The 24,999-nt window shown below is 36.2% G+C and carries 23 protein-coding genes; 19 read left to right on the forward strand and 4 right to left on the reverse strand.

Translation table 11 applies throughout. From position 1 onward, the window contains the following. Positions 1 to 429 precede the first annotated feature (429 nt). The 14 genes from G6534_RS11045 (at position 430) to G6534_RS11110 (ending at position 14,581) form a co-directional block, all read left to right on the forward strand. Positions 430 to 1,182: an ABC transporter ATP-binding protein gene (locus G6534_RS11045; RefSeq protein ID WP_182082859.1), complete on the forward strand. Its 753-nt coding sequence runs from the start codon at positions 430 to 432 to the stop codon at positions 1,180 to 1,182. Positions 1,183 to 1,193: 11 nt separating this feature from the next. Continuing rightward, positions 1,194 to 2,984: an FtsX-like permease family protein gene (locus G6534_RS11050; RefSeq protein WP_182082860.1), complete on the forward strand. Its 1,791-nt coding sequence runs from the start codon at positions 1,194 to 1,196 to the stop codon at positions 2,982 to 2,984. A 374-nt stretch (positions 2,985 to 3,358) separates the two neighbouring features. Beyond that, positions 3,359 to 4,096 (forward strand): amino acid ABC transporter ATP-binding protein, encoded by a 738-nt coding sequence (locus G6534_RS11055; protein WP_059073772.1) that lies wholly within the window; start codon positions 3,359 to 3,361, stop codon positions 4,094 to 4,096. Between the two features lie 12 nt (positions 4,097 to 4,108). Next, positions 4,109 to 4,936 carry a glutamate ABC transporter substrate-binding protein gene (locus G6534_RS11060; RefSeq protein WP_059073773.1) on the forward strand — a complete coding sequence of 276 codons (828 nt, stop codon included), beginning with the start codon at positions 4,109 to 4,111 and terminating at the stop codon, positions 4,934 to 4,936. After that, positions 4,933 to 5,571 carry an amino acid ABC transporter permease gene (locus G6534_RS11065; RefSeq protein ID WP_182082861.1) on the forward strand — a complete coding sequence of 213 codons (639 nt, stop codon included), beginning with the start codon at positions 4,933 to 4,935 and terminating at the stop codon, positions 5,569 to 5,571. Before G6534_RS11060 ends, G6534_RS11065 begins: the two co-directional genes overlap by 4 nt. A 12-nt stretch (positions 5,572 to 5,583) precedes the next feature. Beyond that, positions 5,584 to 6,237 (forward strand): amino acid ABC transporter permease, encoded by a 654-nt coding sequence (locus G6534_RS11070; RefSeq protein WP_059073775.1) that lies wholly within the window; start codon positions 5,584 to 5,586, stop codon positions 6,235 to 6,237. 386 nt (positions 6,238 to 6,623) lie between these two features. After that, entirely contained in the window at positions 6,624 to 8,039 is a 1,416-nt protein-coding gene (gene nhaC / locus G6534_RS11075; RefSeq protein ID WP_182082862.1) for a Na+/H+ antiporter NhaC, read from the forward strand. A gap of 193 nt (positions 8,040 to 8,232) precedes the next feature. Next, entirely contained in the window at positions 8,233 to 9,144 is a 912-nt protein-coding gene (locus G6534_RS11080; RefSeq protein ID WP_182082863.1) for a permuted SH3 domain-containing protein, read from the forward strand. A gap of 12 nt (positions 9,145 to 9,156) precedes the next feature. After that, the gene (locus tag G6534_RS11085; RefSeq protein ID WP_059073778.1) at positions 9,157 to 9,834 is read left to right on the forward strand and encodes an ABC transporter ATP-binding protein; all 678 of its coding nucleotides are present in this window, start codon (positions 9,157 to 9,159) and stop codon (positions 9,832 to 9,834) included. After that, the gene (locus G6534_RS11090) at positions 9,827 to 10,978 is read left to right on the forward strand and encodes an ABC transporter permease (RefSeq protein ID WP_182082864.1); all 1,152 of its coding nucleotides are present in this window, start codon (positions 9,827 to 9,829) and stop codon (positions 10,976 to 10,978) included. Before G6534_RS11085 ends, G6534_RS11090 begins: the two co-directional genes overlap by 8 nt. An 8-nt stretch (positions 10,979 to 10,986) precedes the next feature. After that, a complete protein-coding gene (locus tag G6534_RS11095) occupies positions 10,987 to 11,439 on the forward strand; it encodes a hypothetical protein (protein ID WP_182082865.1) in 453 nt (150 codons plus the stop codon). 105 nt (positions 11,440 to 11,544) lie between these two features. Then, positions 11,545 to 12,033 carry a prolyl-tRNA synthetase associated domain-containing protein gene (locus G6534_RS11100; RefSeq protein ID WP_182082866.1) on the forward strand — a complete coding sequence of 163 codons (489 nt, stop codon included), beginning with the start codon at positions 11,545 to 11,547 and terminating at the stop codon, positions 12,031 to 12,033. 15 nt (positions 12,034 to 12,048) lie between these two features. Then, complete coding sequence (locus G6534_RS11105) at positions 12,049 to 13,740, forward strand: FAD-dependent oxidoreductase (protein WP_182082867.1); 1,692 nt, start codon at positions 12,049 to 12,051, stop codon at positions 13,738 to 13,740. A gap of 100 nt (positions 13,741 to 13,840) precedes the next feature. Next, positions 13,841 to 14,581, forward strand: coding sequence for a hypothetical protein (locus G6534_RS11110; protein ID WP_182082868.1), 741 nt, complete (start codon positions 13,841 to 13,843; stop codon positions 14,579 to 14,581). 567 nt (positions 14,582 to 15,148) lie between these two features. On the opposite strand, the gene G6534_RS11115 is transcribed toward G6534_RS11110, so the two are convergent. Then, positions 15,149 to 16,843 (reverse strand): phosphoenolpyruvate carboxykinase, encoded by a 1,695-nt coding sequence (locus G6534_RS11115; protein ID WP_119318580.1) that lies wholly within the window; start codon positions 16,841 to 16,843, stop codon positions 15,149 to 15,151. 466 nt (positions 16,844 to 17,309) lie between these two features. Between G6534_RS11115 and G6534_RS11120 the strand changes: the two genes are divergently transcribed. The 5 genes from G6534_RS11120 to G6534_RS11140 all read left to right on the forward strand — a co-directional run bounded on the left by G6534_RS11120 (position 17,310) and on the right by G6534_RS11140 (position 22,197). Beyond that, positions 17,310 to 18,170: a PRD domain-containing protein gene (locus G6534_RS11120; protein ID WP_238788898.1), complete on the forward strand. Its 861-nt coding sequence runs from the start codon at positions 17,310 to 17,312 to the stop codon at positions 18,168 to 18,170. 23 nt (positions 18,171 to 18,193) lie between these two features. After that, positions 18,194 to 18,538 (forward strand): PTS lactose/cellobiose transporter subunit IIA, encoded by a 345-nt coding sequence (locus G6534_RS11125; protein ID WP_010018965.1) that lies wholly within the window; start codon positions 18,194 to 18,196, stop codon positions 18,536 to 18,538. A gap of 13 nt (positions 18,539 to 18,551) precedes the next feature. Continuing rightward, positions 18,552 to 19,982 (forward strand): 6-phospho-beta-galactosidase, encoded by a 1,431-nt coding sequence (gene lacG, locus G6534_RS11130; RefSeq protein ID WP_182082870.1) that lies wholly within the window; start codon positions 18,552 to 18,554, stop codon positions 19,980 to 19,982. 118 nt (positions 19,983 to 20,100) lie between these two features. Further along, positions 20,101 to 21,867, forward strand: coding sequence for a PTS lactose transporter subunit IIBC (locus G6534_RS11135; RefSeq protein ID WP_182082871.1), 1,767 nt, complete (start codon positions 20,101 to 20,103; stop codon positions 21,865 to 21,867). Positions 21,868 to 21,975: 108 nt separating this feature from the next. After that, positions 21,976 to 22,197, forward strand: coding sequence for a hypothetical protein (locus G6534_RS11140; protein ID WP_182082872.1), 222 nt, complete (start codon positions 21,976 to 21,978; stop codon positions 22,195 to 22,197). 44 nt (positions 22,198 to 22,241) lie between these two features. On the opposite strand, the gene G6534_RS11145 is transcribed toward G6534_RS11140, so the two are convergent. The 3 genes from G6534_RS11145 to G6534_RS11155 form a co-directional block, all read right to left on the reverse strand. Next, positions 22,242 to 23,381 carry a trans-sulfuration enzyme family protein gene (locus G6534_RS11145; RefSeq protein WP_182082873.1) on the reverse strand — a complete coding sequence of 380 codons (1,140 nt, stop codon included), beginning with the start codon at positions 23,379 to 23,381 and terminating at the stop codon, positions 22,242 to 22,244. A 236-nt stretch (positions 23,382 to 23,617) separates the two neighbouring features. Further along, positions 23,618 to 24,277, reverse strand: coding sequence for a histidine phosphatase family protein (locus tag G6534_RS11150; RefSeq protein WP_182082874.1), 660 nt, complete (start codon positions 24,275 to 24,277; stop codon positions 23,618 to 23,620). A 43-nt stretch (positions 24,278 to 24,320) separates the two neighbouring features. Further along, positions 24,321 to 24,980 carry a histidine phosphatase family protein gene (locus G6534_RS11155; protein ID WP_182082875.1) on the reverse strand — a complete coding sequence of 220 codons (660 nt, stop codon included), beginning with the start codon at positions 24,978 to 24,980 and terminating at the stop codon, positions 24,321 to 24,323. Positions 24,981 to 24,999: the final 19 nt, after the last annotated feature.

The raw sequence follows: 24,999 nt of genomic DNA on the forward strand, positions 1-24,999 counted from the left end.
TTGCTAAGAATAATTTCACTACTGAGCCAATTTTCTTTGCTATTCCGGACTAGATAGTGGTTCTATTTTTTATCACTGAAGTAACAAATAAAAGACGTTATCTAGTCGGGAGTGACAGCTTTGTGGATGCTCAGTACTGAAATTTCACTTAGCGATTCATCGCTTAGTGAAAGGCCAAGCTTTAAGACAGTTCCCGGTTTTGGAATTGGCTTAAAGTTGTGCCCAGTACGTTCCAGCGTCCACAAGGCAGAACGGACGACGGCAGTTTGGCACTAATCAAAATTTAAAAAGAATTCTTTATTAATATATCTTCAATATTATATCGCTTTAATTCGGACTTACAAAAGTGTAAGAAGATGTAAGGAGAATCGAACGACCTAAAAGACATTAACCATTATGATAGATATATCAAATGGAGGGAAGCAAAAAATGCAAAAAATCGTCGAAGTACAAAACATTGAAAAGATTTATGGAAAGGCTGGAGAAAAACAATTTAAAGCCTTGTCAGACGTTAATTTTGAAGTAAAGCCCGGCGAATTCGTTGGAATTATGGGTGCTTCAGGTTCAGGTAAAACTACCTTATTAAATATTTTATCTACATTAGATACCCCTACTAGCGGAAAGGTTCAAATCGCTGGTCAAGATATTACTAAATTAAATAACAATCAAATGGCAGATTTTCGTGCTAATAAAATTGGATTTATTTTCCAAGATTTTAACTTACTAGAAAACCTAACAGCTTATGAAAATATTGCTTTACCATTGGCTCTACAAAATAAACCAGCTAAAGCAATTAAGCCGGCAGTTTCAGGTATTGCCGAAAAATTAGGTTTAACGGAGATTTTGAATCACTATCCAACCGAATTATCTGGTGGTCAAAAACAACGTGTTGCGGCCGCTCGTGCTTTAGTTCATGAACCATCAATCGTCTTTGGGGATGAACCAACTGGTGCTTTGGATTCCAAGAGTGCCCGTGCTTTGATGGATACTTTAACAAAAATCAATCGTGAAGATAAGGTTTCAATTTTACTAGTAACTCATGATCCATTTTCAGCTAGTTTCTGTGACCGTATTTTATTCATTAAAGATGGTGAAATCGGCCAAGAATTGAAGAAAGAAGATGCAAGTAGAGCTGAATACTATCAAGAAATCTTAGATTCATTAGGAACATTTGCAGAATAGGGGAGGAAAATATGTTAAACAAATTAGCTTTAAGTGGTATCAAGCATCGTCTACGTGATTACAGTGTTTTGTTTTCTGGCTTGATGATTGCTTCAGCCATCTTTTATATGTTTATGTCGTTAGCCACGAATAAGGCTTTCTTAAGTTCAAATTCCCCAGCTTCAGCAACTAGTTTCATCTTTGCTTTCGGGATTGTTCTTTTAGCAATTATTACTATCGTCTACATCAATTATGCCAACACTTTTCTGTTGAGTATGCGTCAAAAAGAGTACGGGATGTTCATGATGCTCGGTGCTAAGAGTAGTAAAATTTCTAAAATGATTTTTGTTGAAACATTTGCAATTGGTGCTATCTCAACGATTATCGGTACATTGATCGGTATCGTTGCAACTAGTTTTGTCAGCCGTTGGTTGATTAATATGCTAGATATGCAAGTTAAGCATTTTAGTAGTTTCTATTTACCTGCATTAATTTGGACTTTCGTCTTTTTCATCGTTATTTTCATCTTTTCAGCACTAAGAAATTCTATTTCCTTACGTAGAACTAAAGTTTTAACGTTATTGAATCGTGATAGTCAACCAGTCAAAATTAAACGTAACGGCGTTTTGAAAGCTGTTCAAGCCGTTTTAGGTTTGCTTTTGTTGGCTATTGGCTATTTCACAATGTACTTCTCTGGTAATAATCCTGGTGCCATCTATATTGGAATTCCAGTTGCTTTAGTAACAATTGTTGGTGGTTCATATTTCACAATCAATGCTTTTGTTACTTCATTGATTGTTATGTTGAAGAAGAATACGAAATTCTCCCAAAAAGGGTTGAATAACTTTACACTTTCACAATTGAGTTTTCGAATCAATGATTATACAAAGATCCTTTCAATGGTTTCAATCATGTTTGCTCTAGCTTTGGGTGCTATTACAGTTGGACTTGGTTTTAATAATCAAATCGATAACGTTGTAAATGGTCAAAACTATTATGACGTGCAATTAACTAATCCAAATGCCGCTCAAAATAAGCGTGTGAAGAGTTTAAACGTTAAAGAAAAAGTTACTTACAATTACAAAACTGATGGTAAAAATGTTTACTATCGTGCTAGTGAATTTAAGAAACAACCTATCGGTTATTCAAAAATCAATATCAATACGATGAAATCTAGTTTCAATAAATCATCTAATTTAAAGAAAAACACTAATGCTCAATATGAATTAATGAATACTAGATTGCCACAAACTAGGGCTATGGAAACAAAATTTGTTAGTGATCAAGAATACAATTCTATTAACAGTCCAGTGACCAAAACTGTGTTAGTTAAAACTAATTCATTTAAAGACAATTTGTCTGAAATCAAAGCGATTTCTAAAGCCGAAAATAAACGTTATCCAATTTTGAAGAAAGCTGGTGGCGATAAATTTGCCGCTTATACTCTCATCAATGGTTTCTTCTCTGGCTTAGAATTTATGGGATTCTTCCTAGGAATCGCCTTTCTAGCTATGTTAGCCAGTTGCTTGATGTTCAAGATTTTGTCTGGTGCTAATAGTGACGTTAAGCGTTATAACATGCTTTACAAGATTGGTACTAAGCCTAAGATGTTGCGTTCCACTATCAACAAAGAAATAGCTGTCTTGTTCTCAGTTCCAGCAATTTTGGGAATTATCCACGTCTTGATTGGTTTGCAACTATTTGTGAAAATTTTGTATCAACCATACATGCATATTGAAATTCCGTTCGCTATCTTCATCGTCTTGTATCTTGGTTACTATTTCTTAACGAGATACCTTTACAAGAAGATCGTTCTAAAATAAGTTTTACAGTTCCTTTCCGAGGAACTGAGCACGGCGGGTATTACCTTTCGTGCTCAGCTTCTCGGAAGAGAAGCACTCCCCCCTTAATAATTATTCGAAATCCTCAACAAGTTTCGTAAATTAAATCCACATTCTCACGTAATGTGGATTTTTTTTGATTGTTCGAAAAAAATTTTTCATGAGATTTAAAAGAGCACAAATAACGTCATAATGCCCGTGTTATAGATTTTATAAGTAATTATTATTTGACTTTGAAATCGAACATTTATTTCACAAAATAACTTTTTGTTGCTAAATTTTGAAAAAACTATTAGAATTTTCTTAATAAAAAAAATTAAATTAAATTTTTGTTAATGAAGAAGGGAGAATTAATTATGTCAATGATCGAATTCCGTGACGTACAAAAATATTATGGTAATTTTCATGCTTTAAAAGATGTTAACTTGAAAATTGACAAAGGGGAAACGGTAGTTTTAATCGGACCCTCTGGTTCTGGAAAAAGTACTTTGGCTAGAACGGTTAATGGTCTAGAGACAATTCAAGAAGGTCAATTGATCGTCAATGGTCATGACATAGCCGATAAAACAACTGATATCAATTTGATTAGAAAAGATGTCGGGATGGTTTTCCAACACTTCAATCTATATGCTAATAAAGACGTTTTAGAAAATATTATGTTAGCTCCAAGAATCGTTTTGAAATTAAGTGAAGAGGAAAATAAAAAGCAAGCGATGAACTTATTAGACCAAGTTGGTTTGGCTGATAAGGCTCATAACATGCCATCACAGATTTCTGGTGGACAAAAGCAACGTGTGGCAATTGCTAGATCTTTAGCGATGAAACCTCGTTGCATGCTCTTTGATGAACCTACTAGTGCTTTGGATCCAGAAATGATTGATGATGTTTTGAACGTTATCAAGTATGTTACTAATCAAGGTGATATGACTTCTTTGATCGTTACTCATGAAATGGGCTTTGCACAAGAAGTAGCCAACCGGGTTATTTTCATGGACCAAGGTCAAATTCTAGAAGATGAACCAACGGACAAGTTTTACAATCATCCTGATAATGAACGTGCTAGACAATTCTTGAGTAAAATTATTAAACACTAGGGGGTAGTAGTTATGAAACGACTGAAATATTTAATGTTGATGATGACTTCTTTACTACTCTTGCTTACTTTATCTGCTTGCGGGTCAAAACCGTTGTCTTCTCAAAATATACTCGAAAATGATAAACAGAGTAAGACAATAACTTGGGGTGTTAAAGCCGATACCAAATTGTTGGGCTTGATCGATGTTAAAGATGGTAAAGAAAAAGGTTTTGAAATTGATTTAGCGACAGCTTTAACTAAGAAGATGCTCGGTAAAGATGCCAAAGCTAAGTTCGTTACCGTTACGTCACAATCTCGTATCCCGTTACTGAAGAACGGTAATATTGATGCTATCATCGCTACAATGACCATAACGCCAGAACGTCAAAAGACAATTGATTTTTCTAATTCGTATTTTGATGCTGGACAATCATTATTAGTAAAAGATGATTCATCGGTTAAAAAAGTTGAAGATTTGAACAACAAAACCATCATCGGAGTAGTTGGTTCAAATTCAGTTGAAAACGTTAAGAAATTTGCTCCAAAAGCTCAAGTGCTTCAATTGCCAGATTATGCTCAGGCTTTGACAGCTTTGAAATCAGGACAAGGTGATGCTTTGACAACTGATAACGTTATTTTAGCTGGTATGGCAGTCAATAATCCGGGTTATAAACTACAAGGTAAGGCTTTTACAACTGAACCTTATGGTATCGGTATTAACAAGGGTCAAGATGACTTTAGAAAAGCAGTCAATAAAGCTTTAAAAGAAGTACAACAGGATGGAACCTATAATAAATTGATTGTTAAGTGGTTTGGAAATGTTCCTGGATTTAACTATAAGGAGGTGTTACGCAAATGATAAATCTATTATCTAGCAACTGGCATGCCTTTATTAGCGGATTCGGTTGGACTTTGTTATCCAGTGTTTTAGCATTGTTTTTTAGTCTGATCATCGGCTCATTGTTTGCCATTTTGGAGGTTGTTCCCAATAAAATTTTGCGAATAATCGGTAATGTTTATGTTGAAGTTTTCCGTAACATTCCTTTATTGGTTATAACGATGTTTTTCTACTTAGTAATTCCGTTGTATATTGTTAAGATCAATGGTTTCACTGCAGGAACGATTGGTTTAACGATTTATACTTCAGCTTTTATTGCCGAAACAGTCCGTGCCGGAATCAATTCAGTTGATATTGGTCAAATGGAAGCTGCTCGTTCACAAGGAATGACTTTTTGGCAAGCTATGCGTTATATCGTTTTGCCACAAGCGTTTAAATATGTCATTCCACCTTTGGGGAACCAATTCGTTAACTTAGTCAAAAACTCATCAGTTCTAGCTTTCGTGGCTGGATTTGATTTGATGTATCAAGGTAATGCGATAGCCTCACAGACTTTTGAAACTGTTAATACATATATAATCGTTGGCTTGTTCTACTTAGTTATTACTTTGCCAATCAGTTACTATATGCAACATCTAGAAAGAAAATTAGCTTAGGAGGGGTAAATTATGCAAAATTGGATAGATGCTTATTCATGGATAAATATTAGATTTCTTCTCCAAGGCTTGTCAGTAACAATTTTAATCTCCGTTATATCGGTGGTTTTAAGCTTTATTTTCGGTTCGGTTTTGGGGATTGTGCGTTATAGTAAGATTCCTTATTTATCAAGAATTATTGGTTTTGTGATTGATGTTATTCGTAATTTGCCGTTGCTACTGATTATCTTCTTTGTTTACTTTGGCTTGCCAGCTTTTGGATTCAAACCAGATACGATTCCGGCCGCAATTTTAGCGATGACAGTCTTTGAATCGATGATGATTGCTGAAATTATTCGTTCAGGAATCATGGCAGTTGATATTGGCCAAATGGAAGCTTCCAGAGCAATGGGAATGACTTTTACTCAAGCAATGTGGCATATTGTTTTGCCGCAAGCTTATAAAAAAATGATTCCGGCTTTGGTTAGTCAATTTATCTCACTGATCAAGGATACTTCTTTGGCAACTATCATCGTTGTGCCTGAATTGATGCAACACGGCCAAGTCGTTTATGGACAAGATCCTAATTACATCATTCCAGTCTTTGTAGCGATGGCCTTGATGTACTTTGTTGTCTGCTATGCTTTGTCACTGTTGTCCAAGTACATTGATCATAAAATGGCATAAAAAAATTAATTGAGGTTGACAGAATAATTTAAGCCTGTTATTGTTGGTGTCAATCAAATAAACACATATAAGTGTCTGAATCAATTAGTAATGCATCTGGGTGTAAGAAAGCCGGTGGTTGATGCGAACCGGTCAGGGTGTAGTTATGAAATACCAGACATGACTTGGTTTTCCAAGCGGAATAAGAGAGCCGTTATTCTCAAGAGTGGAGTAATAGTTTATTTAGACTATTCTCAAGCTGGGTGGTACCACGGTAAATCGTCCCTGTTGCATAATTGCAGCAGGGACTTTTTTTATACAAAGGGTGAGAAAATGATGCATACTTGTGGTGGTAATCCTCGATATTAGTTTTGTCGGATTAGATAGAAATAATTGGAGGAATTAGGATGAATAAAAGTAAAAGGACAGTCAGTTTTAGAGAAGCAATCTCTATCTTAGTAGTTATGTTAGTTATTTTAGGTTTGGGTGTTATCAAATTTGGTTTGTCACCTCAAACGCCAGTTTTAGTAGTCATTGGACTATTGATCTTATGGTCAAAGCTTCGTGGTAGTAGCTGGGATGAAATTTTTGATGGAATCTCTGATGGGGTCCGTAATGGTATTATTCCCATTTTCATTTTTATTTTAATTGGTTCATTGATCGGTACTTGGATTGCGGCCGGAATTATTCCATCAATGATGGTTGCTGGATTCCATATGATTTCCGCTCAATGGTTTGTGCCATCAGTTTTCGTGGTTTGTGCTTTGATTGGTACTTCCATCGGTAGTGCCTTTACCATTGTTTCAACTATCGGTATTGCACTATTCGGAATGGGCCAAACGCTAGGTATGAATCCTGCTTTGGTTGCCGGAGCCATCATTTCTGGAGCTATCTTTGGTGATAAGACGTCACCACTTTCAGATTCAACTAACTTGGCATCAGCTATTGCCGAAGATGATTTATTTGCCCATATTAAAAACTTGATGTGGACAACAATTCCCGCATTTTTAATCTCATTAGTTCTTTACACCTTATTAGGTAATGCTGGTTCTACTAATAATCTCGGTAAAATTGATACAACCTTGAATGTATTAAATAGTCACTTCTTCATTTCTTGGTGGGCTATTTTACCAATCGCTCTACTGTTCATTTGTTCAATTATGAAAATCCCAGCTGTCGCAACATTATTGTTAAATATTACCGTTACGGTCGGAATGATCTTTATCGAAAACCCTAATACTCAAGTTAAAAGTGTTGCTGGATTTATCGAAAATGGTTTCGTATCAAAAACTGGTAATGCCAGTGTTGATGCTTTATTGACTCGTGGTGGTATTAGTTCCATGATGGGTACAGTTTCATTGATTTTCTTAACTCTTTCCTTAGGTGGCTTATTAATGAAGTTTGACGTCATTCAAACTGCTATGAAGCCTCTAGCTGAAAAACTTCAATCAAATGGTTCAGTCGTTACGGCTACGATCCTTTCGGGTATTGGCGTTAATATCTTCGTTGGTGAACAATACTTGTCAGTTATCCTACCTGGTAAAGCTTTCAAGGAAACTTTCAACAAACGTGGTCTTGATAACTTAGCTTTGAGTCGTGTACTTGAAGATGGCGGTACTGTAATCAACTACTTGATTCCTTGGGGTGTTGCCGGTGCTTTCGTTGCTAATACCTTAGGCGTACCAACCTTATCATTCTTACCATTCTGTTTCTTTAGTCTCTTATCACCAATTCTCTCCATTCTTAGTGGATTCACTGGTATTGGTTTAAAGAAGCTAGATAAGACTAAAACTAAAGATAAAAAAGTTGCCGAATTGGCATAAAAAATATTTTTATAAATAAGAGAAAAACTGTAAACGCTAACTGTGTTGCTACGACTAATTTCTCATAATCAATTTTTAAAAAATAGAGCAGAGATGCTCTATTTTTTTGTCTTCCAAATATTGACATAACAGTCTCTTTTGGCTAGTTTAATGATTGTTATGCTGTTTTTAAAAGCAAATTAGGGAGATTATTATGAAGAAAATCAAAATCGCCATTTGGGGAATCAATGTTGTTTTAGTGGCAATTATCCTCTTTTTAGTTATGGGAAAGGGAATGAATAATAGCAGTACAAATACGGCTGAAAAAACTTATACCGTTCGTACTGACAATAGCAATTATTTTAACGGAATTGTTCAAGAAAATGATAAACGAGCAGTTAGTGACCAACCTAAGTCAGAAGATGAAACTTTGGCTTCTTCAAGAGTGATCAATGGTCAAAAGGTTACTAAGGGACAAATTTTATTTACTTTTTATCGCGATATGAGTAGTGACCTAGCTAGTGCCAATAGTGAAATTCAACAAGCACAATTAGCCATTCAAGATTACAATTCATCGGATCAAACTACTGCCGATAAAATTGAATTGAGCAAGAATCAAGAAGCTTTAGCCTTGGCTCAAGCTAAGTTAAATAAAATCAATAAAGCTCAAAATAGAACTGTCACAGCACCTATTAGTGGAACTTACTATAAGGATGATTCTGGTAGAAGTTACATCTATGGTTCACCAGTGATTCAAGGAAACGTAAATGAATATAGTTTAAGTAAAATTAAATTAGGTCAAAATGTGACTGTTATCAAAAATGATGGTACGAAAATTTCTGGTAACTTCCAACAAAAAGATGCTATTCCTTATAGCACTCACAATGTTTCTTACTATCACTTTAGAGTGGCAACCGATACTAAATTATCTTATGGAATGCACGTTCAAATCAAAACTGAGGCTGATGGTTACAAGATTCCTAAGAATGCACTTTGGGCAAGAAACACAGTTAAAGTTTTAAAGAACGGTAAAAAACATAAAAAACACGTCACTATTAAGAAGAAAGACCAAAATTACTATGTGATCGACGGTCTAAAAGCTGGCGACAAGATAGTTTTGAAATAAGGCGGTGAAATGATGCTAAAAGTTACTGATGTAGGTAAGACTTATGGCAAATTCACTGCTTTACAAGATATCAATCTGGAAGTTAAAGATGGTGAATTTTTGGCTATCATGGGACCTTCTGGATCTGGTAAATCGACTTTGATCAACATTTTAGGATTGCTTGACCAAAGTTATACTGGTGAATATTTGCTGGAGAACAAGAACTATCAAACGGTAAATGATAATGAATTATCACAAATTCGTGGCGATCAATTGGGATTTGTTTTTCAAAATTTCAAGTTGCTTTCGACGTATACAGTTTATGAAAATATTGAAGTGCCACTAATTTATAGTAAAAAAGCGCAAAATAATAAGCATCAATTGATTGAATCGGTGATTGAAAAAGTTGGTTTAAAAGGTAAAGAGAAGAATTTACCAACGGAACTTTCTGGTGGACAACAACAAAGAGTAGCGATTGCTCGGGCTATTGTTAATCGTCCTAAATTAGTTATCGCCGATGAACCAACTGGGGCTTTGGATTCAAAGACTAGTAAAGAGATTATGGATATCTTTGAAAAGTTAAACCAAGATGGAACGACAATTATCATGGTTACTCACGATAGCGAAGTAGCTGAACATGCGATGCGCACAGTTTATATTCGTGATGGTCGACTATATAACGATGAAAAGAGCGTGAAGAATCATGACTGATAAGATTTCAATCGCACTCAAATCGATTACTAAAAATAAAAACCGGAACTTTTTGACAATGTTAGGAATTATCATTGGTATTGCTAGTGTTATTTGTATTTTGGCAATTGGTGATGGTTTCACGCACACAGTTACTAAAGGAATGGGTAGTCACAACGTAAGCAATAAAGTTACTCTGCAATGGGAATCTAAGTCTGTCTACGATACTGACGGTGGTTTCACTAAAAATGATGCTTCAGCTCTAAGCAGTGTCGAGGGTGTCGATCACGTCAAACTAGCAAGTAGTGTTGCTGAAGCTGGTGCCAAAGTTCAATACAAAACTAAAAATGTCAGTATCGGCTTGAACAAACAACCTAAACATTTGAAATTAGTCAAGGGAACGTATTTGTCATTAGATGGTGATACTAATGGTGTTTATATTTCTGAATATTTAGCTCATAAATTGTTTAAGAAGAATGCTCTTAATCGTTTGATCTCTATTGATGGGACAGTTTTTGTAGTCCAAGGAATTTATCGGGTAGGAACAATGGATTACCGTCCTGATGCTTATGTTTCTAAAACGACTTTCAAACAATTATTTGCGAACCAAATTTCTAAAGATCAAGCAAAGTTATATATCACTTCTGATGCCAACAAGAAACAAGTTGGTAAAAAAGCCACTAAATTGATGAAGAAGATTGGCGAACAGAAGAAAACTGGTACGTATTCAGTTTCAAATCCTGATCAAATCAGTAAACAATTTACTAAGATTCTCAATGATATTACTTACTTTATCGCTTTTATTGCGGGGATCTCCTTGTTGATTGCTGGTATTGGAGTCATGAACGTGATGTACATAACGGTCTCAGAACGCCGTAAGGAAATTGGAATCAGACGTGCTTTTGGTGCTACATCAGGTGATATTCGCAACCAATTCCTAATTGAAAGTGTCGTTCTTTGTATAATTGGTGGAATTATTGGGATTATCTGCGGTTATATTTTTGTAAGTATTATCAATGCCTTTTTACCATTCAAAGCCGTTATAACGCCTTATGCAATTATCCTGTCGTTAGCGGTATCGACAGCAGTTGGTTTAATCTTCGGATTTATTCCTTCTAATAAAGCAGCTAAATCAGAATTAGTCGGATTGTTGAAAGAAGAATAGGGGAAAACATGAAAAAATTATACAAATTAGATAAGTTGTCAGTGCTGGGAATAGTTTTAATCAGTATCTTGATGACAGTTATTGAAATGATTGTTTCAGATCCAAACGTTGCACAAATGCCACAGATGGGTAAGTGGTTGAAATTATTGCTATATGTAATTAGTGCAGTCGTTAGTTTTGCGATTGGCTATTGGTTGTTTACTCTCTTGTTGAGAAACAATGATAATTACAAAGTGAAATTGGTAATTAACTTGGCAATTGGTCTAGCTATTGAGGCTGTACTGATTACTATTATTTACTTAATTGCTAAAAAGACTAATGTTTGGGTCAATGGAATTGCTGGAGTACTTGGCTTTGGAACGTTAGCACTGTTGAATTGGAAATTCTTAGAAGTATCTCAATCAGATAAAATTAAAATCAGTGTTTTGACGGGAATCTGGTTTATTCTAGCTTTGTTCTAAGATTCCGTTGTTTTTAAAAAACCTGTGGTGGATTCAATTGCTGCAGGTTTTTTTGTACTCTTTCTTGTTAAAATAAGAGTAAATGACTGTAAGAAGGTAAATATAATGACACCTTATGAGCAAGTGAAATCTAAATTAGATGAATTAAATATTTCCTATGACATGGTCGAGCATCCTCCAGTTTATACGACTGAAGAAGCGGATAAGTATATCGAAGGTAAGACTGGAATTCGAACTAAATCGCTCTTTTTGACTGATAATAAGAAACGCCGATATTATTTAGTTTTTATGGATGATGATAAAAGACTTGATATGAAACGTTTTGCGGAAATTATTGGTGAAAAGCATCTGAAATTTGCTTCCGAAAAATTATTAATGGAAAAACTTGGCTTGAAACCAGGATTTGTTTCGATTTTTGGATTGTTGAACAACGCTCAAAAGGATGTCCAAGTTTATTTTGAAAAGGATATTGTTGGTGATATTCCATTGACCTTTCATCCAAATGACAATACTAAAACGATGTTTATCAAGATGAATGATTTGCAGAAATTTTTAGATAGTTTAGGCTTTGGTTATCAAGTAGTGAGCATTTAATTAGGAGGGATTTTTATGGATAATAAAAAAATCGTTATTGTAGGTGGAGTTGGCGGTGGTGCATCAGTTGCTGCCAGAGTGCGTCGTTTAGATGAATTTGCAGATATTACGATGTTTGAAAAAGGTCCTAATGTTTCTTTCTCAAATTGTTCCTTGCCATATCATTTGAGTGGTGTGATTCCTAATGCTGATGATATTGTTTTGAAAACACCAGAACAATTCAAAAATCAGTACAACATTAAAGCAGTAGTCAATTCAGAAGTGATTTCGGCTGATCCCCAAAATAAAATTGTTCAAGTTAAAAATGTCAAAACAGGTGAAGTTACGAAATATGCTTATGACGAATTAGTGTTATCTCCCGGAGCTAAGCCAATTATGCCGACTACTATTAAAGGCATTGATAATGAAAATGTCTTCTCAGTTAGAAATGTCGTTGATATTAAAAAAATTCAAAAATATTTAACTGATAAAAAAGTGGCAGATGTTGCTGTTATCGGTGGAGGATTTATTGGTCTTGAAGTGTCTGAAAATCTTGTTGAAGCGGGAAAACATGTTTCAGTAATTGAGGCTAGCAGCCAAGTTTTACAGACGGTGGATGATGATTTTGCTCAACTCGTTCATAAGAATTTGTATGATCATGGTGTTAATTTGATTCTAGATGATGGATTATCTGCAATCTCTGATACAGAAGTAACCTTGGCTTCAGGTAAAAAAATTAAAGCCCAAGCAGTCATTATGGCGATTGGCGTTCAACCAGAAACTACTTTGGCAACTAAAATAGGCTGTAAATTGGGAACAACTGGTGGAATTGCAGTAGACCAACATTTTGAAACTTCGATACCGCATGTTTATGCTGTTGGAGATGCTATTGAAGTTACTAACCGGTTGACTAGAAAGAAAACTCGCTTAGCTTTAGCTTTTCCGGCTCAAATTCAAGCTAGAGATGTAGCTGATCACATTTATGGCCGTAAAGTTGATAATCGCGGTGTTATTGGAACTTCAGTGATTCACTTGTTTGATTTGAATGTTTCTTCAACGGGATTGACCGAAAAAGTTTGTCAGTCAGAAGGAATCGACTACCGTTGTGCCGTCGTTATACCACAAAACCGTGTCAGCATAATGCCTAATACGTCGCCAATTTTCTTCAAATTGATTTTTGCCTATCCGAGTGGTGAAATCTTAGGAGCTCAAGCTATTGGTCAATCTTCTGTCGACAAACAAATCAATGTTATTGCAACAATGATTTCAATGAATGGTAATATTTCTGATTTGACGCATTTGGAGTTGGCTTATTCTCCTTGGTTTAGTACGGCTAAGAATGCTGTGAATATGGCCGGTTTAGTCGCAGAGAATATCTTAAACGGGGAATATCCAACTATTCCTGTTACTAAAGTCCGTCAACTAGTTGAAAAAGATGCCTTTATTATTGATGCTAGAGAACCAAATGAATATCAAGCTGGACATATTATAAATGCCGTTAATATTCCGTTAAGTCAGTTCCGTCAAAGACTTGATGAGATTCCAACTGATATTCCAGTTTATATTCACTGTCAATCCAGCCAAAGAAGTTACAACATGGTTCGAGCTTTGATCAATCGTGGCTTTACTAATATTACCGGTATTTCAGGTTCATTCTTGGAACTAAGTAATTATGAATATTTCAAGGATCAAACGACTGGTCGAAAACCAATTATTACTGTGGAATAGTTCTTATAAATCTTTTACAAAATAATTAGTGATTAATATGAAATAATTGCGGTACAACGGTTGTCTGAGACGTGAGATAATTGAAACGAGGGGATGACCGATGAAAAAAATACTAATTATTTTGGTGGCATTAACCGTTATGCTACCGTTATTTGCGTGTAGTGTAAAATCAGTACACGAAAACCAAACTAGACAATCAAAACAAGTTCAATTGTTGAAAAAGAATAGAAAGGCATGGGAAAAAGAAATTGCCGATGCCGATGTGATTCAAAGTGATGTTTTAAGGGACGAATCAACTTATGTTGGTACGACTTTGAATCAATTGAAGAATCATAATCAGGCTTTAATTAAGGGCACGATTGTTAATTTGGAAAAAATGCATAGTCCCAAAAACAGAGCCTACACTAAAGCGACAATTCATATCGATAAAGTTCTTAGTGGGGATAAGACGCTCCAAAATAAGAGTTATTTCGTAGCTCTAAATGGAGGTGTTGTTTCATTCGACCGTTGGTATGCTAACATGAGCAAGCCAAAAGATTTTGACCATAAAATGTTGATCAAGCACGATGAATTTCCACTACCTGATATTGGTTCAGAGATTATAACGGGGTTGATGCCGATACATTTGGATGAACCTCTGGAATACAATACAGCCTTGAAGCAAAGTGGTTTTACAATTAAGAATTCCTTTGCTATTGATGGTGCAAAGTATAATTTCTGGGTCAAAGATTCGAAGACAAAAAAATACCAATTGAATAATCCCACTGTAAAAAAAGCAGATAAACAATTGGCACGCGAATTGGATAAATTAACTAATAAAATAAATCAAAAATACAATTAAAAAAACGTTACTCGAAATAAGGGTTCTTTTTTAACTTCGGTTAGTAGTAATATTCCGTCCTCCATAGCAAAGAAAATTTGGCTGGAACGCTGTGGACACGACTTGGAGCCTTTGCTAAACCCAAAATCGGGCAAAGTCTTCAAGCTCGGTCTTTCACTAGGCAATAAATTGCCAAGAGAAATTTCACGGCTGAGCCAATTTTCTTTGCTATTCCGGACTAGATAGTGGTTCTATATTTTTTATAATCAAACAAATAAGCATCAATTCAGATGAATAGTTAATTTGCTATATCTGAATTGATGCTATTTTGATTTACCTGAAATAAATAATAACTGTCGTTATTCAGTCGGTAGTGGCAGCTTTGTGGATGCTCAGTACTGAAATTTCACTTAGCGATTTATCGCTTAGTGAAAGGTCAAGCTTGGAGATGATTCCCGGGTCTGGAATTAGCTTCAAGTTGCGCCCAGTACGTTCCAGCATCCACAAAGCAGAACGGACGACGACATCTAGCAGTAACCTAACTTGAGAAAGAACCAAATAAAAATTGAGTAGCGTTTTTTGATAGTCTTAGTTATTCATTAACTCTGACAACAATTCTTTGGCTGATTCATTCAAACTAGCTTTAGACTTGTCATAGCCCAAGTGAGTATAAATTTCACCAACGTAAACATTGTCTTTGTATAACTTGTTGAAGACTTTATCGATAACTGGACGAGTCTTTGCTTCTTCTTGAACGGGTCCAAATGGGTTAGCGAAGAAAGTAGTAGTCATACCAACTTCATCAGTTGTACCTAGAGCTTTACGCTTACCGGCGATGAATGTTGCTTTGGCCTCTTCTTCGTTAGGGAATTGATGCAAACCAATTTCTGAATCGTAGTTGTTAGCATAAACCCACATGTCGATTGAATGATGTTCGATGACACGCTTGTAAGTATTGGCAGGCAAGATAACACGAGCATTCTTCAATTCTGGATTCAAGTAGATACCACGATCCATATTGTTGAAGGCAACGGAACTGCTCAAATCATCCAAACGGACGAAAGCACCAGTTTCTGTACCTTGAGCATAAATATTTCCGTCGTCATCAAAAGCAAAACTACCCATATCATCAAAAATAGTTTCAATGTTGATAATTTTATCATCCGCAACCTCTTGCAAGGCTTCGATTGATTCTGACTTTCCGGCACCAGAATCACCGAAGAAGACGACTGATTTAGTTTTACCATTTGAGAAACTGATATTAACCATTGAACCATGGATTGGAAGACGGTTTTCATAAATCATGTGTAAATTGTGAACTGTTAAGCACATTTTCTTCATGTAACCGAAGTAAGTTGTCTTATCGTTGTAAGGAACTTCGCCGACCCAAATATCATTTTCTTCATCGTGATAGTAGTGGCTGACGTCGCCTTCTGTTTCTTTGAGACCAAAGAGGATAATTTCGTCGGGTTTCTTACCTTCGATACTTTCCTTATCAGCAACTTCAAACAAATTAGCCAAAGCGATACCACTAACAAAGTAGTCACGGTGGAAGTAGATGAAGGCTAAACTTTCACCAATTTTAGCAGGGAAGCAATACCAGTCATTTTGAGTACCGTCGAATTTTTCGATAGGGTTAGTTGGAACGGCACTGAAGACACCTTCACGTTTATTACTCTTAGTGTGCATCATCATTGGTGGACGTAGCATGATTGTGTCCAAGAAACGGATGCTTTCAAGTGGTTGATACTTTTTAGGAGTGTCCCATTTGATCGATTGAGTTAGTACACAGGCATTAGTACCTGCATTGATTTGACGATAAGTACGGTTAGCAAATCCTTGAAGCTTTTCTTCGATAGCACGGTATAAGCTGATAACAACTTCATTGAATCGGTTATCGATATTCATGAAATTACTTTTGACAATGGCACTGTCATGTTTGTTGATTAGAGAAACTCTAAAATATGAACGGTAATATGAATAGAAATCTTCAATACTCTTTAAGATCTGTTCATTGCCATACTTTTCATATGCAGGTTTATCGTCGACCAAAATAGCCTTGAGAATATTGATGTAAGTATCAGCGGCTAGGCCTTCGACTTTATTTGTCACAGCTAGTTGGCTTTCCTTTAAATATAGGTCAACTAAGTTGTGGAAACCTTGGCTGTTGACTAATTGAACAATATCTTGGATATACTCCTCATTGTAATTAACAACGGCAACTGATCGATTAGGGTTAATATAAAATGCTTTAGATTCGATAGCTTGTGTAGATTTCGACATACGTTAAAGAACTCCTTTCAAATACGAGCTTAGTAATAGTTTAAAGCATTTTTCATAAAACTGGTAGTAATAATTAGAATAAATTTAATATTACTAAAAATAAAAATGTTTAAACTTGTTGTTAGACAATTGATTAAGCGCTTTATTTTAAACGAAAAAAACTTTTTTATTAAATTAATCATATTTTAATTTTGGTTTATGAAAAAAACCACTTCCTTACATATAATTAGCGGACTAGAGCAATGACTTTTTTGGTTGAAAAGTAGACCGGTAAATAATTGGATTATGAAAATTTTTAACAATTTTTATAATTAAAGCGTTTACAAAATTGGCAATAGAAGTTATACTAACGTCGTAAGTTAAATAACACGTGGATTGTTACTATTAAATTAGGCATGACCATGAACCTCACTTTATTTGGGTGGGGATCATGGTCTTTTTTTTCGAAAAGAGGGGGGATGAATGGATGGCATTGTTAGTAGTGAATCGAGTTTATAACAATAATACAGTTCTTGTGGACGTAGATAATTCTGATCAGGCAATTGTTCAAGGTAAAGGTGTTGGCTTCCAAAAACGTCATGGAGATGATATTTCGCCAACTCAAGTTGAACGGATCTTTTATCTAAACACCAAAGAAGCAAAGCATCGTTTTGGTACCTTGCTCAAGGACGTACCGATCGATATCACGATGACAAGCTTTTCAATCATTGAGATGGCAAAGCAAACCTATCACTACCCAGTTTTGGATTACATCTACGTAACGTTAACAGACCACATTGCACAAACTTACAAGCACATCATGGCAGGAAAGTATCAAAAGAGTACCGCACCTGACATACGTGACAAATATCCTACTGAGTATGAGATTGCGGACAAAGCTGTTGAGATGATTAATCATGATTTGAATGTTCGTTTTCCAAAAGATGCGGCCCAAGCAATTGCTTTGCACTTTATCAATGCTCATGGGAGTGAGAACTCTGAGGAAAAGGAGAAAGTAGAACAAGCTAATTTCGGTGATAACGTCAATAAAATCGTTAAGACAGTTTTTAAAGAATACGGAATCACAAGAAATATCACTAATCAGAATTATTTTGACCGTCTGATGATTCATCTCCAATATTTGGTTGCGAGAATTCAAACACATGAACAAGATAAAAGAATTTTGAACCGAGATATCGAATCGGATTTTCGAAAGTTATATCCAAAATCTTATAAGATTGCCAGTGAAATTTGTGACAAGATTCAAAGAAGACTGGATATTAACTTGAATGATAATGAATTGCTCTACTTTCTAATTCATATCCAAAGAATAATACAAGAAAAATAAAGAAATTCAGGGAGGTTTCTCTTATGGCTACTAAAGAAGAAATATCAATGACTGGTTTTTCCATCGTTGCTTACGCTGGTGATGCTAAAACTAGTTTGATCGAGGCATTACAACATGCTCAGAAGGGTGAATTTGACAAGGCTGAAGCTTGTGTCGATGAAGCTAACCAATCAATCGTTGATGCCCACAATGAACAAACTAAGCTTTTGAGTAAAGAAGCCGGTGGTGAAGATATGGATGTTACCTTCATCATGGTTCACGGACAAGATACTTTGATGACAACGATGATGTTGATGGATGAGGTCAAGTTCTTCATTGATGAGTACAAGCGTATCGACAAGATCGAACGTAATTTGAATATGAAATAGAGGAGGTAAGGGTTTGAGTATTGAATTAAATCGTGTGAAAAAATTGCCCAAAGACTTTGTTTGGGGTGGCGCTACTGCCGCATATCAAGTAGAAGGTGCTACAAAAGTTGATGGCAAAGGTAAAACGATGTGGGATGACTATTTGAAAGCTCAAGGTCGTTTTGCTCCAGATCCAGCCAGTGATTTTTATCATTTATATCCTGAAGATATTCGCCTATCTAAGAAATACGGTTTGAATGCTATCCGTGTTTCAATTGCTTGGACAAGAATCTTCCCTAAAGGTTATGGAGAACCAGTTCAAGCCGGGGTTGATTACTACCACAGATTATTTAAGGAATGCTTAGATAACGGCATTGAACCATATGTATCGCTACATCATTTTGATTCTCCAAAGACATTGTTTGATGATGGCGATTGGTTGAACCGCAAGAATATTGATCATTTTGTTGATTATGCGAAATTCTGTTTCGACGAATTCCCAGAAGTTACTCATTGGTTTACAATCAATGAATTGATTTCTCTAGCATATTCACAATATATCCAAGGAAACTTCCCACCAAGCCACAAGTTCGATGTAACTAGTGCCATTCAAGCTGAACATAACGAACTACTAGCACATGCTAAAGTAGTCAACTTGTTCAAAGATGGTGGTTACAAGGGCAAGATTGGTTTGATTCATGTACTTCAACCAGTTTATCCATATCCAAATACGCCAGAAAATCAACACGCAGCCGACCTTAGTGATGCCTTCATGAATGCCTTCTTACTAGATGGGACATTCAAAGGTGAATACACTGATAAGACAATGAAACTTATCAATGAGATTCTTGACGCTAACGATGCTAAGTTAGATATTCAAGATGGCGATATGGATATCTTGAAGAAAGCCTCGACACGAAATGATTACTTTGGTTTGAACTATTATCAACCATCATTCTTCGCCGCATATAACGGTGAAAGTACTAATCATTTCAATGGTACTGGTGAGAAGGGTACCTCATCATTCAAATTCAAAGGAGTTGGTCAAGCAGTTAAAAATCCTAATATCCCAACAACTGATTGGGATTGGAACATCTATCCAGAAGGTTTGTATGACATTTTGAAACGAGTAAGTTCTGAATATCCAAACAGTAAAGAAATTTTCATTACTGAAAATGGTTTAGGACTAAAAGAGGAATTGCCAGAAAATGTGACTGATGACACGATTATCAATGACGACAAACGTATCGATTTCGTCGATCAACACATGGAAGCAATTTTGAAGGCTCGTAGTGAAGGGGTCAATGTAAATGGTTACTTTATTTGGTCGCTTCAAGATCAATTCTCATGGGCCAATGGATACAACAAACGTTATGGTTTGTTCTTTGTAGATTTTGCAACACAAAAACGTTACATCAAGAAGAGTGCTTTGTGGTACAAGGCACTTGCTGACACAATGAAATAGCTTCTAGTTGTGGATTGTTACTATTAAATTAGGCATGACCGCAGTTGGTGCTTGGTACTTTGTCGTACCTTGCCCAATTGCGGTCATTTTTTTATGAAATTATAAAAGGGGTGTAATTATGCAGTTTATTATTGATAGATTGGAAAAGCACCAGAAATTCTTTGATAAAATTTCAAAGAACGTTTATCTGATGGCTATCAAGGATGGATTCTTGGCAGCTATGCCGATTATCTTGTTCTCAAGTATTTTCATTCTTTTAACATCTGTTCCACCATTGTTTGGAGTTAACCTACCAACTGATCTAAACAATTGGTTTAACAAAATTTATAACTATACTATGGGATTTGTAGGGTTCTACGTTGCGGGGACAACAGCTAAAGCCTTCACAGGTTCTATGAACCAACGTATTAAAGGTAGTAGATTTATTAATAGTACATCTACTATGATGGCCGCAATGTGTGGTTTCATGCTTTTGGCTATCGGTACTACTAAGAGTGGTGCTTACTTAGGCGACTACTTTGGTACAAAAGGTATCCTATCAGCCTTTGTTTCAGCTTTCTTAACAGTACATATTTACAAGTTCTGTGTTGAGAAAGATATTACTATCAAGATGCCTAAGGAAGTTCCTGGTGCTATTTCCCAAAACTTCCGTGATGTCTTCCCATTCTCATTCTCAATCATTGCTATGGGTATTATTGATGTTGCTATCCGTGCATGGTTGCATGTTCCATTCAGTGCTATGATTGCTACTTTGATTGCTCCATTGTTCAAAGGTGCTGAAAGTTACTTTGGTATGGCAATTATTTGGTTCCTTATTCCTTTGTTCTGGTTCATGGGTATCCACGGACCTTCAGTTGTAAAGCCTGCTATTACCGCTGCTTTGTATGGTAATACAACTGCTAACTTGGCTTTGTTCAAGACCGGTCATTTCCCATTCCACTCACTAACAGAAAACTTTGGTAACTTCGTTGGTGAACTTGGTGGTACTGGTGCTACATTTGTTGTTCCATTTATCTTCATGTTCTTAATGAAATCAAAGCAATTGAAAGCTATTGGTAAGGCCTCATTTATTCCCGTAATGTTTGCCGTTAACGAACCTCTATTGTTCGGTGCTCCAATCATTTTGAATCCTTACTTCTTCATTCCATTTGTTTTATCACCAGTTGTCAACGTTGTCGTTGGTAAACTATTTATTGATGTCTTCAATATGAGAGGGTTCATGTACGTTCTATCGTGGGCATTGCCTGGGCCTATCGGTGCGTTCTTGGATACTAACTTCCAACCAATTTCATTAGTATTAATGGTTCTATTACTAGCTCTAGATACATTGATCTACCTTCCATTCTGTAAAGCTTATGATGCTTCACTAGTTGCTAAGGAAGCAGCTGTTGATGCAGAAGACGATGCTACAGAAGGTGTTGAACTTGCCGGTGCTACTGCAGGAACAACAGGTGCAGTTGCAACAGCAGCTACAGATTCAGCTACTCCAGAAACAGCAACAACAGAAGAAACATCTGATCCAGAAGCAAAGAAACTTGATAAACAAGTTAAAGTCTTAGTTCTATGTGCCGGTGGTGGTACTAGTGAACAATTAGCAAATGCTTTAACAGAAGGTGCTGAGAAATACGACGAACCTATCGTAGCCAGTGCCGGAGCTTATGGTTCTCACCACGATATTCTTCCAAATTATGATTTAGTTGTCTTAGCTCCACAAGTTAGAACTTATTACGATGATCTAAAAGCCGATACTGATCGTTTAGGTATTCAATTAGTTGCTACAAAAGGTCAACAATACATTGCCCTAACACGTGATTCTAAGAAAGCTTTGGACTTCGTTATGGAAAATTTGAATAAAAAAGATGACGAAAAGAAAGATGATAAATAATAATCATCATTAAAGAAGAAAAACACCCTCATTGAGGATGTTTTTTCGTCTAAATAACAATTTGGAGATATAATAAAATTAATAAATGAATATGGTGAGGTGACCAAGATGTCTAGTATTTTTACTGCACAACATGTTTTCTCAGTTATATTTATCCTATTATCCTTGTATCAATTTAGAAATGCTCGTAATTATAAAAAGACGATTATGAAGCATGGTACCGGTCAACCGGTATCTTTTGGAGGAATGATGATCTGGAACAATTATGTAACGGCAATCGGATTACTTTGTTTTGCCATTATGTTACTAGTTGGCCCATTGAGTCACTAAAATCATTTAGACTGTTCATCCTATCAAAGGGATGGGCAGTTTTTTTATATTTGAGCAAATGCTTGTTTCAAGTCGTCTAGTAAGTCAGTTTCATCTTCCAAACCAACTGATAAACGAATCAATTCGTCAGTAATACCATTTTGAAGACGAATTTCTCGAGGGATGGCAGCATGGGTCATAACAGCAGGAACCTCAATCAAACTTTCGATGCCACCGAGACTTTCAGCTAAATCAATCAGTTTTAAACTCTCGACAAACTTCTTAGCATCTAAGCCGGGTTGTAATTCAAAGGAGATCATTGCGCCAAAGCCGTTCATTTGTTTCTTAGCAATTTCATAGCCAGTTGAATCTGGATTGCCAGGATAGTAAACTTTGGCAACTTTGTCGTTGTTAGTTAAGTAGTCATAAACTGCGTTAGCATTTTCGTGATGGACACGCATTCTGACACCAAGTGTCTTAATTCCACGCATTAAGAGCCAACTGTCGTCAGGTCCTAAGACACTACCGATTGAATTTTGCAAGAAAGCTAATTCTTCAGCAATTTCAGTATCATTCGTAACAGCTAAACCAGCAACGACGTCACTGTGACCACCAAGGTATTTAGTAGCACTGTGAACGACAATATCGACACCGAGAGTTAAAGGATTTTGATTGTATGGTGTGGCAAAAGTATTATCGACGATAGTCAATAAATCATGCTTTTTAGCAATTTTAGCTACAGCTTCGATATCAGTGATTTTCAAAAGAGGATTAGTAGGCGTTTCGAAATAAATTGCTTTGGTATTGTTTTGAATAGCATTCTCGATAGCTACAAGATCTCTAGTGTCAACGACGGTAAATTCTAAACCGAAGCGTTTGAGAACTTTGTTGACTAGTCTGAAAGTACCACCGTAAACGTCATTACCAATGATAATGTGGTCACCACTAGAAAAGAGTGAGAAGACTGCGTGAATAGCAGCTGAACCGGAACTAAAAGCAAAACCGGCTTTACCATTTTCAATATCAGCAATCAATGCTTCTAGAGCGTTACGAGTAGGATTGCCAGTACGAGCATATTCCCATTTGGGTTGAGCGCCAAGTTGGTGTTGGTGGAAGGTGGATGAGCGATAGATTGGAATTGAAACAGCACCAGTTTCTTGATCCTCACTAATGCCACCGTGAATTAACTTTGTATTGAATTTCATTATGAATTCTCCTTTGTTTTTGAGCGTAAAAAAAGGGTGCAAATCAATAAATGATCTGCACCCTACGCGTTTTATTACTAGTCCGTTGTGATTTTTAAATACTCAAACAGACGGCACGCATAGAATGCGAACCGCAACAACATAAGTTTTGAGCATTGATAAAAATCATGTTTGGGACCTCCTAATAATTGATGACTTGAGAATAGATGAATAAAATTAGTTTGTCAAATATTTTTTTATTTGAGCATTTGATTGTAGCTAGTGACGTGATTTTCACCGTTATCACGAGTTAACATTGTTAAACTAGAGTTTCTAGGGCTGACCGTTACGTCGAAAGAACCATCGTTATAGCGGTCAGTGATAGAACGAATCGTTGTTCCATGGGAAACTAAAAGAATCTTATCGCCATCTTTAGCAATTTGGTCTAATTTTTCGAAACCTTTATCGACACGATTCCAATATTCTTCAGCATTTTCAGCTTCGTGGAAAGGATCGGCTTCTTTCATGAAGTCTTTAGTAGCATCCATGCCATATTTAGCAATGATTTCTGCAAAAGAACTAGCACCGTGTGGTTGACCAACCATGAACCAAGCTTCGGGTGAATTCATACCTTCATAATATCCGTAGAACTCTTCACGAAATTCCACCATTTTTTGTGGAGTGATTTTATCGTGATTGATATTCTCATCAACGATTAATTTACAAGTATCGATAGCACGTCTAGCATCGGATGAGAATGCGGCCGCAAAATCGACATCTTTTAGTGCGTGAGCAGCTTGTTTAGCTACTTCAATTCCCTCGGGCGCAAGGGGAGTATCTGACCAGCCTTGCATTTTGTTGTAACGATTAAACCAAGTACGTCCGTGACGAACTAAGTAAATTTGGTATTTTGCCATTAAAAAGTATCCTCCTGGTAATGTGTAACTTAATCTTACTACATTATTTGATTAGAGACTGGTTGTACTTAGTGATTTTGTTAGTATCTGTAGTTGGATCACGTTCTAGTAAAGTTAAACTGGCATTAGCAGGGATGTCATTTAGGACGATATCTTTAGTTTTATAGCGAATAGCAAAACCTAAAATAGTAATACTGTGAGTAACTAAAAGAATTTTGTCGCCGTCTTTAGCAATTTGATCGACTTTCTTGAAACCACGTTCGATTCGGCTCCAATACTCTTGTGAATTTTCGGCATCGTGAAGTGGATCGGCTTCTTTAACGAAGTCCATTGTGGCATCGAAGCCGTATTTATTAACGATGTCCGCAAATCCTCTAGCGTGATGTGGCTTACCAATGGCAAACCAAGATTCATCAATACTGCGACCCTCAAAATAGCCATAGAACTGTTCTCTGAATTCGGATAATTCTTGTGGTACCAAATGATTTTTATTTCTTCTAGTAATGATGCGAGTAGTATCGACTGCACGTTTCATATCGGATGTCAAAGCTGCCGCAAAATTGACATTTTTGAGTGATTCAGCGGCTTTTTGAGCAACTGCGACCCCATCAGTCGTCAAAGGTGTGTCAGACCAACCTTGCATTTTTTCATATTCGTTGTACCAAGTTCTACCGTGTCTTACTAAATAAATTTGATATGCCATTAATTTCCGCCTCCTAGCA

This window comes from Companilactobacillus pabuli, assembly GCF_014058425.1.
In the GTDB taxonomy this organism is placed as follows: domain Bacteria; phylum Bacillota; class Bacilli; order Lactobacillales; family Lactobacillaceae; genus Companilactobacillus; species Companilactobacillus pabuli.